Genomic DNA, 14,107 nt, shown 5'->3' with positions numbered 1-14,107 from the left:
CTATCATTGGGCAAACTCCGCTTCGGCAGAGGGTTTAGAGACAAAAAATGAGAGATGACAGATGTTTTTCGAAATTATTCGAACTAAAAAAAGGATGCCATATGACATCCTTTTCTTTTATTATTAATCCAGCTTCAGTACGGCCAGGAATGCTTTTTGCGGAACTTCCACCGTTCCGATCTGCTTCATTCGCTTCTTACCCTCTTTCTGCTTTTCCAACAGTTTACGTTTACGTGAGATATCACCTCCGTAACACTTAGCGGTTACGTCTTTACGTACAGCCTTGATGGTTTCGCGGGCAATAATCTTTGCTCCCACCGCTGCCTGAATAGCAATATCGAACTGCTGTCTGGGAATAAGCTCTTTCAGCTTCTCGCACATTCTGCGACCAAAGGTAACGCTGTTGTCCACGTGCGTAAGCGTTGATAAGGCATCCACCGGCTCACCATTCAACAGAATATCCAGCTTGGCAAGCTTAGACTCTCTGAAATCGTGGATATGGTAATCGAAAGAGGCATATCCTTTCGAGATACTTTTCAGTTTATCGTAGAAGTCGATCACAATTTCGCCCAATGGCAGGTCGTAATGGATTTCGATACGGTCGCCCGAGATGTATTCCTGTCTCAGCAAGATACCTCGTTTACCCAGACAAAGTGTCATAATCGGACCGATGTAAGCCGTATTGGTAATTACAGAGGCCCGGATATAGGGTTCTTCAATATGATCTATCTGTGTAGGATCGGGCAATCCGCCGGGGTTATGCACCTCGGTACAAACACCTTTTTTATCGAACACCTTGTACGATACGTTGGGAACCGTGGTGATTACGTCCATATTAAACTCGCGGTCCAGTCGCTCCTGTATTATTTCCATGTGTAGAAGTCCCAGGAAGCCGCAACGGAAACCGAATCCCAATGCTGCCGAACTTTCCGGCTGGAAGGTTAAGGAGGCATCGTTTAGCTGAAGCTTTTCCAACGAAGCACGCAGGTTTTCAAAATCTTCGCTGTCGATAGGATAAACACCGGCAAATACCATTGGTTTAACCTCTTCGAAACCGGCAATTCCTTCTTTGGCCGGACGTTTAACATGGGTGATGGTATCTCCTACCTTCACCTCTTTGGATGTTTTAATGCCCGATATAATGTAGCCCACATCGCCCGTTCTGATTTCGTCGCGGGGTGATGGCGTTAACTTCAATACACCGATCTCGTCTGCATTATACTCCTTTTCGGTAGCAATAAACTTAACAAGATCGCCTTTACGTATCACACCGTTTACAACCTTGAAATAGGCAATGATACCACGGAATGAATTAAATACAGAGTCGAAGATAAGACACTGCAACGGGGCTTCCGGATCTCCTTTCGGACAGGGTACCCGTTCTACTATTTGTTCGAGGATGGTGTACACCCCTTCGCCGGTTTTACCGCTGGAACGGATAATCTCGTCTCTTTTGCAACCCAATAATTCGATAATCTGATCTTCAACCTCATCCGGCATCGCGCTGGGAAGGTCAATCTTATTAAGAACCGGAATTATTTCGAGGTCGTGTTCAATAGCCATATATAAATTGGAGATTGTCTGCGCCTGAATTCCCTGAGCCGCGTCTACAATAAGCAAAGCGCCTTCGCACGCAGCAATGGAGCGTGATACTTCGTAAGAGAAATCCACGTGTCCCGGGGTGTCAATCAGATTCAGAATATATTCTTCCTCCTTATAAACGTACTTCATCTGGATAGCATGACTTTTGATAGTTATGCCACGCTCACGTTCCAAATCCATGTTATCAAGAACCTGGGCTTGCATATCTTTGCCCTCAACGGTCTTGGTATACTCAAGCAAACGATCGGCCAAGGTGCTCTTGCCATGGTCTATATGAGCAATAATACAGAAATTGCGGATATTTTTCATCTGCCAATATTTTTTACGTTTGCAAAGATAGAGAAATTACCTAAATTTTCATACATTTGGCATACCATTTGTACAATACAATCTATGACAGTACAAGAAATAAATAAAGCCTACAACCGCATTGAGGGTTCTCTGAACAGCAAAGAACTAAAAAATGCCTTTGATTTTTTGCAGAAGCTGATTTACGAGAGTAAAGAATATTCGCTGCAGGATAAACTTACTGAATTACACGATACATATAAATACATGCTTCGCTACCGGGTAGAAGGAATGCGAGACCCGATGCAGAGTAAGATTTACAACGATCTGATGGCATCTACCTACGAGTTGGCGGACGATTTAAAGATGAGGCTCCTACTAAGGATCTCGTCTGTTATCTACTTCGACCGCAAACGGATTGCTGCCTATCAGCCGCTTCAATCGTATCGTGTGCTGCACGACGAGCTTACAACGGCTGTGGAAGTGAGCGACTATAAGCAGGTGGATGGACTGCAGCTGAATTTATTTAACCAGGTGTGGCTTTCGGGGCGGTTTACAAGAGAGGAGTTAAGTGATATACGGGATATTTTTGCCGACGACACGATTCCTTTTTCTGCCAGCTGCCAGATTGTGTCTGCCCTTTTATTGGGTTTGCAGACCTGTTTTGATGACGAGAAGGTGTTGCTGCTTTGCGATGCTGCCATGTCCGGAAAGGATGAAGTACGTGCCAGAGCGCTTATTGCGATTCTGATCACGCTCTATTTATATCACAAACGTATCGGATTTTATCCGGCCATATCCAACCGTTTGGAGGCTCTTGCCGAACGGGGTGGCTTTGTTAAGGAACTGCGCACCATCATTCTGCGCTTTATCTTATCTAGGGAGACCGAAAAGATTACTCAGAAAATTCAGAACGAGATTATTCCCGAAATGATGAAGATGAGTCCCAAGCTGAATAAAAAAATAAACATGCAGGACTTTTCCATCGATCAGTTGGGCGACGAAATGAATCCCGATTGGCAGAATATGATTGAGAACAGCGAGTTCGGCAATAAAATGAAGGAGTTTTCCGAACTGCAGATGGAGGGGGCGGATGTGATGCACTCGTCATTCATTCACCTTAAAAGCTTTCCGTTCTTCAGCGAAATGGGCAATTGGTTTTTACCTTTCGATCCCCATCATTCGGCTTTCGGTTCGGCCTTCGGCAAAGGTTCTGAGTTTGATAATGTGCTTGAAACAATGGCGCTTTCGTCTTTTATGTGCAATTCCGACAAGTATTCGCTGTACTTCAGCATCATGCAATTGCCGGAACAGCACCGCAAGATGATGATGGCCCAGTTTGACAGTCAGGCGATGGAAATGATTCAGGACCGTAAAGAGGAGTTTATGCCGGAAGACAAGCGGTTCGAATATATTGTGGGGCAGTATGTGCAGGATTTGTATCGTTTCTTTAAAATACATCCGCGACACCTGGATTTTCTGGATCTGTTTGCGCTGAAGCTGGACTTCCATAACCTGCCGCAGGTCAAGGCTTTGTTGTCCGACAACGAAAGCCTCACCATCATTGCCGAATATTACCTGCGTAAAGGGTACATCGATGATGCCCTTGTGGTGTACGAACGCCTTGCGCTGAGTAGTCCGGATAACGAAGAGCTGTATCAGAAAATAGGCTACTGCAAGCAGATGAAGGAGGATGTGCAAGGAGCTCTGGAGGCTTACCTGCATGCCGATCTGCTGAATAGCGACAGTAAATGGGTTATAAGGCGGATTGCCGGCTGTTACCGAGCCTTGAAGCAACCGGAAAAGGCATTGGGTTACTATCAGCGATACGAAGCATTGAGTCCTGACAATCTTTCGGTTACAATCAGTATCGGTCACTGCCACCTTGAGCTTAAAAACTTCAGCGAGGCGCTTAAGTGCTATTTCAAGGTAGAATACCTCGATCCGGAAAGTCACAAGGCATGGCGCCCCATAGCATGGTGCTCGTTCCTGACAGGCAAATTTGAACAGGCCCGCAACTACTATGGTAAGATTATGGGAAATGCGCCTTCTCTGCAGGATATGCTCAATGCCGGACATACGGAATGGGCTTTACAGAATGTGAAGGAGGCTATCCACTTTTACAAAATGGCTGTAGAGGCTGATGGAGGCGATTTCCATAAATTTATGGAGCAGTTTACCCAGGATATACCTGACTTATTGTCAGCCGGCATCGAAGAGCAGGATATTCCGCTGTTGCTGGACGAACTAAGATATAGCATGGATGGATCTCTGTAACAAGAGATCTATCCGTTTTTCTTTTTTGTGGGGAACGAAAGAATATACCAGCTTACTGAAAGGAAGATTACAAACAACAACATCTTAAGCCATAGTGCCACCTGTAACAGGGCAAAGGTAAAGATGGCAGATACCCAGATGGTACCGATAGAGAGGACCTTAGCCCTTAATGATATGGATTTATCCACCAGAAATCCCCTTACGTAGGATCCGAATCTTTTATTCTGCATCACCCGGTTATACAACGTTTGCGAACTACGCAGGTAAAACCAACAGGTAAGCAGCCAGAAGGGAGTGGTTGGCAATAGCGGAAGCACTATGCCGATTCCACCCAGAATAAGGCATAGTGTTCCTGCTGCTATGTAAATTGTCTTTTTTAGTTTTTCCGGACTCACTCAACAATAAAATATTCTGTTAGCTTAAAGCCGTTCAGGAAATCGGTTACCGCCATGCGTTTCTTGCCTGCCAGCTGCACATTGAGCAGACGAACAAATCCATCGGGTACAGCTATATCCACGTGCGATTTTCCATCTGTACGGATATTCCCTACAGGTAGATCGTGCGCCTCTTCTATTTTTTGAGTTGAAAAGACTTTTAACACCATTCTTTCGCCGGCAGGTGCCACCAGTTCTGTCCACGAACCGGGATAGGGCGATAATCCCCTCACAAAATCATACACACGCTTTACAGAACTGTCCCAGCTGATCCGGCAGGTTTCCTTAAAAATTTTAGGGGCTGCACGAAGCTCTTTTGCATCGGAATAGAATGCCTCCTGCGGTGTTGCATCGGCCTTACCTTCCAGAATAAGGTCGACTGTACGCAAAACCAGCTTTGCTCCCATTACCATCAATGAATCGTGTACCTTTTCCACATCGTCGGTATCGGCAATAGGCAGACGTTCCTGCAGAATGATCTTTCCGGTGTCTATCTCGTGGGTAAGGAAAAAGGTGGTTGCTCCGGTTTCTGTATCGCCGTTTATCACCGCCCAGTTGATGGGTGCTGCACCACGGTATTGCGGAAGCAGTGAAGCATGCAGGTTAAAGGTACCCAGACGGGGCATATCCCAAACTATCTCGGGAAGCATACGGAAGGCTACTACAATCTGCAGATCGGCTTCCAAAGCCCTGAGCTCCTGTATAAAGGTTTCATCTTTCAGTTTTTCGGGCTGTAAAACAGGCAGTCCCTTCGATACGGCATATTGCTTGACCGGACTCGGTTGCAAGGTGCTGCCATGGCGACCTATGGGTTTATCGGGCATGGTAATCACCCCAACTACATTATATCCGCCTTCAACCAGTAACCTGAGGCTCTCTACGGCAAAATCCGGAGTGCCCATATATACAATACGTAATGACTCTTTATTCATTCTTTTAATCTCCTGAAAAGTTTTCTACCAGCACTTCGCGGTAAGAATTAAAAATTTTCGATTTAGATACAAATCCAATATACCGCCCCTGCATATCTACCACGGGCAGGTTCCATGCCTTTGTGTCGTCAAAAGTTCGCATTATCTGCTCCATTGACTTGTCGATTTCAATCTTTGAAGCAGCCGACACCATAAATTTAGAAACATGAAAACGCTCATAAAGTTCGGGACGGAACATGATATTACGGATATTATCCAACTGTACGATACCCAACAACACGCCTTTATCGTCTACCACCGGGAAGGCGTTGCGGCTGCTTCGGGCTATGACCTTCACCAGGTCGCCCAGACTCATGTGTGGGTTTACCACTTCAAAATCTTTCTCGATCACATCATCCATCTTCAGAAGGGTAAGTACCGCCTTGTCTTTGTGGTGTGTCATCAATTCGCCCTTCTGAGCCAAACGCATGGAATAAATACTATGGGGTTCGAACATCAGAATAGTTAAATAGGCACTGATGGAAACAATCATCAGCGGCAAAAACAGATCGTAGCCTCCGGTTAGCTCGGCAATAAGGAACACTCCGGTAAGCGGAGCATGCATAATGGCAGACATTACGCCGGCCATACCCAGCAAGGCAAAGTTCTTTTCGGACAGATACATCGTAAACGGCAGGTAGTTGGATGTATGCGAAAATATAAATCCGGCGATACATCCCATATACAAACTGGGAGCAAAGATTCCCCCTGTACCTCCTCCCCCGTTGGTTGCACTGGAGGCAAAAACTTTAAACAAAAGAATCAGGGAGAGGAAGATGATGATGCCCCAATAGGAATCCGACAGTCCGGAAAACAGCGTATTATCCATCATCGTTAGAAACTGACCGTTCAGCAACATCCCGATTGTTTCGTATCCTTCGCCGTAGAGAGGCGGAAAAAGGAAGATAAGGATACTTAACATCATTGCTCCCAAAAGGAACTTCTTCCAGAAGGTACCCAATTTACGGTATTTACCCTCAATATTGTTCATCACCCGCGTAACGTACAATGAAACCAGTCCGCAGAAAATACCCAACAGCAATACATACGGTATACGTCCGATCTCAAACACTTCGGTCTGAGAGAACTTAAACATCGCTTCGGGTCCGGTTACCACATACGACACCGTGGCTGCGGTAACAGACGAGATAAGCAGCGGCAATACGGAAGTCATCGTAAGATCCAGCATCAATACCTCGATCACAAAGACCAATCCGGCTATCGGCGCCTTGAAAATACCGGCAATAGCTCCGGCAGCACCGCAACCTACCAGCAACATAAGCGTTTTTTGCTCCAATCTGAACAGTCTGCCCAGATTTGATCCGATGGCAGCACCGGTAAGTACAATAGGTGCCTCGGCCCCTACCGATCCCCCGAAGCCGATGGTAACGGAACTCGCCACCAGGGAGGTCCACGAATTATGGGGTTTTATACGACTCTTACGCTGCGATATGGCGTAAAGTATTTTAGTTACCCCGTGACTTATATCGTCTCTTACAATATACTTAACAAATAGACCGGCCAGCAGGATACCCACCACCGGATAGATAAGCAACATATAGTTTACCTCGCCGGCATGGTTGCCGCCGGTAAGTAATTGTTGAATAAAATGAATAAGTTGTTTAAGTATTATTGCAGACGCAGCCGTACAAATACCTACAAGAAAACTTACAATCAGTATAAAATTCTTCTCTTTAATTCGTCTTTCGCGCCACAATAAAATCTTGTAAAAAAAACCATCTTCAGCCATGTTAAATTCCTTTGCCGGTAAAAACCGTCCTTATTGTATAAATTAATATTGTTAAATCTAAAACCAGCGACATATTCTCGTAATACAATATGTCGTATTGCAAACGCTCAATCATCTTGTCGACATCACTTGCATATCCGTACTTCACCATTCCCCAGGAGGTAATTCCGGGTTTCACGTTGTGAAGCAGATAATAAAAGGGTGCTTTTTTTACAATCTTGTCTATGTAATACTTCCGTTCCGGACGCGGCCCAACAATAGACATATCTCCTTTCAGCACATTCCAGAACTGGGGAAGCTCGTCCAAACGATATTTACGCATAATCTTTCCGAAAGGAGTAATACGCGGATCATCGTCGGTAGACAGTAGCGGACCGTTGGTTTCGGCTCCTTCGTACATGGTTCTGAACTTATAAATCCGAAAAGGCTTACCCATGTATCCGATACGTTCCTGACTAAAAATGATAGGTCCCGGCGAATCCCGCCTCACCCTGCAGGCAACATACAAATACACCGGAGCAAGCAGCACAACGGCCAATGAAGCCACTACATAATCAAGTACCTTCTTAATATTCTTTTCAGCCTCCGAGAAGTTATTGTCGGTAATGTTTACCAGCGGAATACCCAGCAACGTTTTTACCTTTACCCCCGAAACCATGGATGCTTTATCCACCAACACTTTGATTGGCCGGTTGTATTGATACAACGAATAGAGTACATGCATTCTCTTTTCATTGTTGTGCGACTCGATAGCCACCACCAACTCGTCTACTGTTTCGGTCTCCATGACAGACTGCACATGTGCAAGCTCGTCTTCGTCCACCATCTCTACGATATCGTATCCCAACGAATACAAGCTGTTGGCCACCTTCTTTGCCTTGGATCCGGCACCGATAATCAACACCCGCTGCGCCCACTCTCTTTTATTGATTTTCCGGATTCCGGAAAGCGTAATCAGCAAGCGGGGTATATAGGTACATATAAACTGGATACCCAGCAATCCGAAGAAAAGCCGGTAGTATATGCCAAAAGAATGAGGCAGGTCGTTCAATAAAACCAGAAAGAAAACCACGACAGCACCGATCATCACGGACAGCAGGGTGGAGAAAAACTCGGTCACCCTCGATTTACCGAAAGGCTTGTTATAGTAGCCCGACAAATAAAAAAGGGCAATCCAACCAAATGGGATAAGCAACCACCCCTGCAACACATGCGGATCCAGCAAAAACCTTTCGAGGGAAGTATATCCCTGATAGATTCCAACCTCATCGTATCGCAGCAGATTAAATAAAAACCACGCCAGCAAAGCAGACAGAAAGTCCGAAACGATGTATTTTAGTGTCTGCCGGCCTTTGTCCATGTCTGGGTTACCTGATTACCTGCACAACGCCGCCCTCACCAAGCTTTATGATACCCGAGGGGTTGGCTTTTATTATCTCTTCTTGCCTGAAGTTAACCACATAGTCGACACCCGCCTTGATCTCTTCCGAAATTTCATTGAAATTAGAGGGAGAAGGCTGACCGCTTATATTGGCTGATGTAGATACAATCGGTTTCCGGAAACGCTCGCATAATGTTTTCGAGAAGGTTTCGTTCGTAATACGGATACCTACACTCTGATCGTCTGCCAACAGATTCGCTGCCAGGTTCTTTGCTTTCGGATAAATAATGGTAAGCGGCTTATCAGCCACATCTATCAGATCCCAGGCGATATCGGGTATCCGGCTCACATACATATTAAGCTTGGCGGGATTGTCGGTAAGCACAAGCATGGCTTTGTTGTCGACACGCCGCTTCAGTTCATACACTTTTTTTACTGCCTCTTCGTTGGTCGCATCGCAACCAATACCCCACACCGTATCGGTGGGATACAGGATAATGCCACCTGCCTGCAATACCTCGCAGGTCTTTTTAATTTCCTCTATCATTGTATTACCTAATAATATTACAAAAATACAAATCATTCTTATACTTCAAAGTAAAAAACTGAAGATAATGAACGAATAACCACTCTATAAATTAAAAAACCTCCATTTGTGATTATTTAGTACCACAAGTGGAGGTTTTAATGAAGAAGCTGGTGTTTACCAGATAACTACACGTTCTTCTGGTTTCATGTACATCGCATCGTTTTCTGTAATGTTGAATGCTTTGTAAAAATCATCCACGTTACGCAATGCTGCATTAACCCTCCATTTACCCAAACTATGCGGATCTATTTTTGTTAAACGTAAAATCTCTTCATTACGTATATTTTGTCCCCATAATGCGGCATAACCAAGGTAGAAACGCTGCGTGGCAGTAAAACCGTCGATAGCAGCAGGCTCTTTTCCCTGGAAACTGCTTTTTAATGCTTCGTATGAAACAAGCAATCCTCCCTGGTCGGCTATGTTTTCACCCAATGTGAAACGACCGTTGGCATGTACTGAATCGAGTACAAGGATGTTGTCGTATTGCTTTACAAGCACATCCGCCCGTTCGGTAAAACGTTTTGAATCTTCGGCTGTCCACCAGTCCTGCAAGTTTCCGTCTTTGTCGTAGTTACGTCCCTGGTCGTCGAATCCGTGTGTCATCTCGTGACCGATCACCACCCCGATGGCTCCGTAGTTAACGGCATCATCTGCATCAAGGTTGAAGAAAGGAGGCTGCAGGATTGCTGCCGGGAAACAGATTTCGTTGGTTGTAGGGTTGTAGTAAGCGTTAACGGTCTGCGGACTCATATGCCAGCGTGCCTTATCGACCGGTTTACCTGCATCGGCAAGGTAATATTCCGTATCGAAAATGTTGGAACGTACTACATTGGCCCAATAGGAATCTTCCTTGATTTCCAGCTTGCTGTAATCACGCCATTTGTCGGGATAACCAATCTTTACGGTAAAGGCAGCCAGTTTTTCCTGAGCCTTCACCTTGGTAGCATCACTCATCCATTGCAGGCCATTGATTCTTTGACCCAATGCCTTTTGCAGGTTACCCACCAGTGTAAGCATTTTTTCTTTAGCTACAGGAGGGAAATATTTCTCTACATAAAGCTGTCCCACTGCTTCAGAAAGAGCGCTGTTGGTTGTTTCAAGTGCACGTTTCCAACGTGGCTGCTGCTCTTGCTTTCCGGACATGGTTTTACCGTAGAAGTTGAACTTGGCTGCATAGAAGTCGTCGTTCAGGTAAGAGGCGGCTTCGTTAAGCAGGTTGAATGCCAGGTAATACTTTTGTTCATCCACCGATGTTTTCTTCATCAGGTCGCTCAAGCCTTTGTAAAAAGAGGCCTGCTTGGCATCAATTTCAGGAATGTCTTTTAAACCTAATCCACCGAAGTAAATATCCCAGTCAAGGACATCGTAAGCCGACTTAAATGCGGCCAGACTCATCTTGTTATAGTTTTTCTGTGAATCACGTAAATCTTCGCGGGTGAAAGATACATTGGCAATGCCTGTCTCAATTTTCATTACCGCCTCTGTAGCAAGTTTACTCTGATCGGCAGAATATCCAGCTAAAGTAAAGAGTTGGCTTACATAACTTTTAAAAGCTTCGCGGATGGTTTTTGTCTCTTCAAGCAGGTAATAATCGCGATCGCCCATGGACAAACCCGACTGATATAGCTGAACGATATTCATTGAACTGTTCTTCTCGTCGGCACCTACGTACAACTGAAAATAGGGAGACATTCCCTCCTTGTGCATCGTAGCGATCATAGCCGAAACCTCTTTTTTACCTGTAACGGCTTCGATGGCTGCCAACTGATCCTTTACCGGATTGATGCCATCGGCATTCAATTTGGCACTGTCAAGTCCCATGGCATAGAACGTACCGATCTTCCAGGCAACGCTGCCAGCTTCCGATTTATTGGCTTGCAGCGATTCAATCAGATCTTTCAACTGTTTTTGGTTATCTTCCCGCAACTTGTCGAAAGAGCCGTAGCGGGCATACTCTGGTTTAAGCGGGTTTTGTTTGATCCATCCTCCGCAAGCATATTGGTAAAAATCACTCCCCGGAGATACCGTAGTATCCAGGTTGGCCAGGTTAATGGCCGGAGTTTTAGAAGCATCCTGGACTGGCTTGGTTGTACACCCTGTAGAAGCCACCAGTCCTGCGATCAGAGAAAAAGCAATCATTTTTTTCATTTTGTTCGTAAGATTTTATGGATAGTTGCAATAGAAACAGCTAAAAAAGGTCCTGCTCTTTCCAAAAAGAAAGCAGCAGGACCTTGTATGTCATCCTCCTTATCAGAATAACTTGGCTGGATATTCGCCGGCTTCTACCAAAGCTGCGATTTTATCGACCACACTCTGACGGTCCTCCGCGTAAGTTACACCAAACCACTTTGATGTAGTATCAAGTACCTTTACAGTAGCAGTACCATTGTTAACAAGCTCATTAACCATCAATGGAATAAAGTACTCACTCTTGAGGTTGCTCATGTTTTTAGTAAGGAATTCTGCAAAGTAATCTTCAGAATATTTAAAATAATCGGGTGTGAAGCCCCACATATTCATAGACACTGGCGTGTTATCATCGATAGTCACCACCTGATTGTTCTCATCCTTAAACTGAACCTTACCATCGATACGTTCGATGGCTGTACGTTCTACCACAGTGGTAAGGAAACCTTCGGCATTGGTTCCGCAAACACCGCGTGCCACAGATCCACTCTCGCTTAAGGTATTACCAACACGGTAACCCACCATGCAATACTCGTTCTGTTTTCCGTACATAGCGGTAAGCTCTTTTCCAAGCACGGCAAAACTGTCGCGACCGTAGAAATCGTCGGCATTGATTACAGCAAAAGGTTCTTTAATCACATCCTTGCCCATCAGTACGGCATGATTGGTACCCCATGGTTTTTCGCGGCCTTCGGGACAAGTAAAACCTGCAGGCAGGTTATCCAGTTCCTGAAATACCACTTCAACAGGAATATGATTTTCGTATTTTGAAATAATTTTCTCACGAAAATCCTTTTCAAATGTTTTACGGATTACGAACACCAACTTTCCGAATCCTCCGCGAATTGCATCATAAATTGAGTAATCCATGATTGTTTCACCATTAGGACCCAGTCCGTCCAACTGTTTTAATCCGCCGTAGCGGCTACCCATTCCGGCAGCAAGTACAAATAAAGTAGGTTTCATTGAAATATTTTTAAATAATGTTACGTTTAAGATTCCCGCTACAAAGGTAAACAAAAATTAGTTTTTATACCTTTTAACATGCTTTTTATTAGAAACCTCTGCCGTATCCTTACAAAACCCGTGTGTCTACTTAACTTCCAGTGTTATTATGGAAGCAGCCGGAATTACCACGTTCAGCGCGCCGTTCTGTATTTTGGCTCCGTTAAAATCCTTCAGCTGCACATTGTCCGGCTGTTCAAATGTATTGCAGGCGGTGATGCTGCTTGCAGAAAGAATACGGCCGCTCACTGCCTTGAGCGGGGTGTTCTGCAGATTTACGCTCACCTGATGCGATTGGGCCGCATCTATGTTGGCGATGGAGATATGGATCTTTCCCGACTTATCCCTCGATGCCGTTGCACTTAATAAAGGTACCTCGCGGTTGTCGCGCACCGGCATCTTCTCGCACATCAGATCCATCGGCAGGAAAGTAGATTCCTGGTGCACCCGGTACATTTCAAACACGTAGTAGGTTGGCGTAAGCACCATCTGTTTTCCTTTGGTAAGGATCATGGACTGTAAAACATTCACAATCTGTGCAATGTTGGTCATCTTCACCCGATCGGTATATTTATGGAACACATTCAGCGTAAGTGCTGCAACCATGGCATCACGCAGGGTGTTTTGCTGGAAAAGATGTCCTCTGGTAGTTCCCGGCTCTTCGTCCCACCAGGTACCCCACTCATCCACCATCAGCGCCACCTTCTTCTGTGGATCGTATTTATCCATGATGGAGATATGTTTACGCATCACCTCTTCTATCTCGAGGCATTTGCCCATGGTCCAGTAAAAATCGTCGGTATCGAAACCTGTGGCAGAACCTTTGCTTCCGTCCCATCCGGTTACCGTATAATAATGAAGCGACAGACCATCCATACGGCCTCCCACCTGTTTCATCAATGTTTCCGTCCAGTTATAATCGTAATCGCTGGCTCCGCTGGCAATCTTGAACAGCTGGTTTCCGTCGTAATTGCGGCAATAGGTTGCAAAACGGCGGTACAGATCGGAGTAATATTCCGGACGCATGCTACCGCCACATCCCCAGCTTTCGTTCCCTACTCCCCAGAACTTCACTTTCCATGCCTTGTCCCTACCGTTCTTCCTGCGCAGGTTGGCCATAGGGCTGTCGCCTTCCGAAGTGATATATTCCACCCACTTGGCCATCTCCTCAACGCTTCCACTACCTACATTGGCACTTACATAGGGTTCGCATCCCAGTAATTCGCACAGATTGAGAAATTCATGTGTCCCGAAGCTGTTGTCTTCCACTGTTCCGCCCCAATTGTTATTGACCATCTTGGGCCTGTTTTGCTGCGGACCGATACCATCCATCCAGTGATACTCGTCGGCAAAGCATCCGCCGGGCCAGCGCAGGTTAGGAATCTGGAGTTGCTTCAGTGCGTTGAGCACATCGGTACGGTATCCGTCGGTATTAGGTATATCCGAATTCTTGCCAACCCACAAACCTCCGTAGATGCATGAACCCAGATGTTCGGCAAACTGGCCGTAAATATGTTTACTGATGGTTTGTTTTCCCTGTGCGGGATAAATACGGATGGCCGATTGGTGTTGAGCCATCAAAGGGAGCGTTGCTGCTATAAACAACGCGGTAAATAGTTTTCT

10 protein-coding genes are annotated in these 14,107 nt (G+C 45.5%); 1 reads left to right on the top strand and 9 read right to left on the bottom strand.

The genetic code is table 11. The annotated features are described in order from the left end of the window. Nucleotides 1-123: 123 nt before the first annotated feature. Complete coding sequence (lepA, locus tag F5613_RS08000) at nt 124-1,911, bottom strand: translation elongation factor 4 (protein WP_068178172.1); 1,788 nt, start codon at nt 1,909-1,911, stop codon at nt 124-126. Between the two features lie 84 nt (nt 1,912-1,995). Here lepA and F5613_RS07995 point away from each other — a divergent pair, with 84 nt between their 5' ends. Then, nucleotides 1,996-4,167, top strand: coding sequence for a tetratricopeptide repeat protein (locus tag F5613_RS07995; RefSeq protein WP_179399352.1), 2,172 nt, complete (start codon nt 1,996-1,998; stop codon nt 4,165-4,167). An 8-nt stretch (nt 4,168-4,175) separates the two neighbouring features. Here the strand turns inward: F5613_RS07995 and F5613_RS07990 are convergent, their stop codons facing one another. The 8 genes from F5613_RS07990 to F5613_RS07955 form a co-directional block, all read right to left on the bottom strand. Continuing rightward, nucleotides 4,176-4,562 carry a YbaN family protein gene (locus F5613_RS07990; protein WP_068178175.1) on the bottom strand — a complete coding sequence of 129 codons (387 nt, stop codon included), beginning with the start codon at nt 4,560-4,562 and terminating at the stop codon, nt 4,176-4,178. Next, on the bottom strand, nt 4,559-5,533 hold the full coding sequence (fmt, locus tag F5613_RS07985) for a methionyl-tRNA formyltransferase (protein WP_179399351.1): 975 nt from the start codon (nt 5,531-5,533) through the stop codon (nt 4,559-4,561). Before fmt ends, F5613_RS07990 begins: the two co-directional genes overlap by 4 nt. Before the next feature lie 4 nt (nt 5,534-5,537). Then, a complete protein-coding gene (locus tag F5613_RS07980; RefSeq protein ID WP_179399350.1) occupies nt 5,538-7,322 on the bottom strand; it encodes a chloride channel protein in 1,785 nt (594 codons plus the stop codon). 1 nt (nt 7,323) lies between these two features. Next, a complete protein-coding gene (locus F5613_RS07975; RefSeq protein ID WP_179399349.1) occupies nt 7,324-8,682 on the bottom strand; it encodes a sugar transferase in 1,359 nt (452 codons plus the stop codon). A 7-nt stretch (nt 8,683-8,689) separates the two neighbouring features. After that, the gene (locus F5613_RS07970) at nt 8,690-9,250 is read right to left on the bottom strand and encodes an L-threonylcarbamoyladenylate synthase (protein ID WP_179399348.1); all 561 of its coding nucleotides are present in this window, start codon (nt 9,248-9,250) and stop codon (nt 8,690-8,692) included. Between the two features lie 156 nt (nt 9,251-9,406). Continuing rightward, a complete protein-coding gene (locus F5613_RS07965) occupies nt 9,407-11,440 on the bottom strand; it encodes a M13 family metallopeptidase (RefSeq protein WP_179399347.1) in 2,034 nt (677 codons plus the stop codon). Between the two features lie 102 nt (nt 11,441-11,542). Continuing rightward, nucleotides 11,543-12,445: a glycosyltransferase family protein gene (locus tag F5613_RS07960; RefSeq protein ID WP_179399346.1), complete on the bottom strand. Its 903-nt coding sequence runs from the start codon at nt 12,443-12,445 to the stop codon at nt 11,543-11,545. A 126-nt stretch (nt 12,446-12,571) separates the two neighbouring features. Next, the gene (locus tag F5613_RS07955) at nt 12,572-14,062 is read right to left on the bottom strand and encodes an alpha-N-arabinofuranosidase (RefSeq protein WP_218858913.1); all 1,491 of its coding nucleotides are present in this window, start codon (nt 14,060-14,062) and stop codon (nt 12,572-12,574) included. Between the last annotated feature and the right edge of the window lie 45 nt (nt 14,063-14,107).

It is taken from the genome of Macellibacteroides fermentans (genome assembly GCF_013409575.1).
GTDB lineage: Bacteria > Bacteroidota > Bacteroidia > Bacteroidales > Tannerellaceae > Macellibacteroides > Macellibacteroides fermentans.
Note: the sequence above shows the minus strand (reverse complement) of the source record. Positions and strands in the feature narration are given on the sequence as shown.

Excerpts from the sequence above, each read along its gene's own strand:
- lepA (WP_068178172.1), bottom strand. The coding sequence starts at position 1,911 with ATGAAAAATATCCGCAATTTCTGTATTATTGCTCATATAGACCATGGC.
- F5613_RS07995 (WP_179399352.1), top strand. The coding sequence starts at position 1,996 with ATGACAGTACAAGAAATAAATAAAGCCTACAACCGCATTGAGGGTTCT.
- fmt (WP_179399351.1), bottom strand. The coding sequence starts at position 5,533 with ATGAATAAAGAGTCATTACGTATTGTATATATGGGCACTCCGGATTTT.
- F5613_RS07980 (WP_179399350.1), bottom strand. The coding sequence starts at position 7,322 with ATGGCTGAAGATGGTTTTTTTTACAAGATTTTATTGTGGCGCGAAAGA.
- F5613_RS07975 (WP_179399349.1), bottom strand. The coding sequence starts at position 8,682 with ATGGACAAAGGCCGGCAGACACTAAAATACATCGTTTCGGACTTTCTG.
- F5613_RS07970 (WP_179399348.1), bottom strand. The coding sequence starts at position 9,250 with ATGATAGAGGAAATTAAAAAGACCTGCGAGGTATTGCAGGCAGGTGGC.
- F5613_RS07965 (WP_179399347.1), bottom strand. The coding sequence starts at position 11,440 with ATGAAAAAAATGATTGCTTTTTCTCTGATCGCAGGACTGGTGGCTTCT.
- F5613_RS07960 (WP_179399346.1), bottom strand. The coding sequence starts at position 12,445 with ATGAAACCTACTTTATTTGTACTTGCTGCCGGAATGGGTAGCCGCTAC.
- F5613_RS07955 (WP_218858913.1), bottom strand. The coding sequence starts at position 14,062 with ATGGCTCAACACCAATCGGCCATCCGTATTTATCCCGCACAGGGAAAA.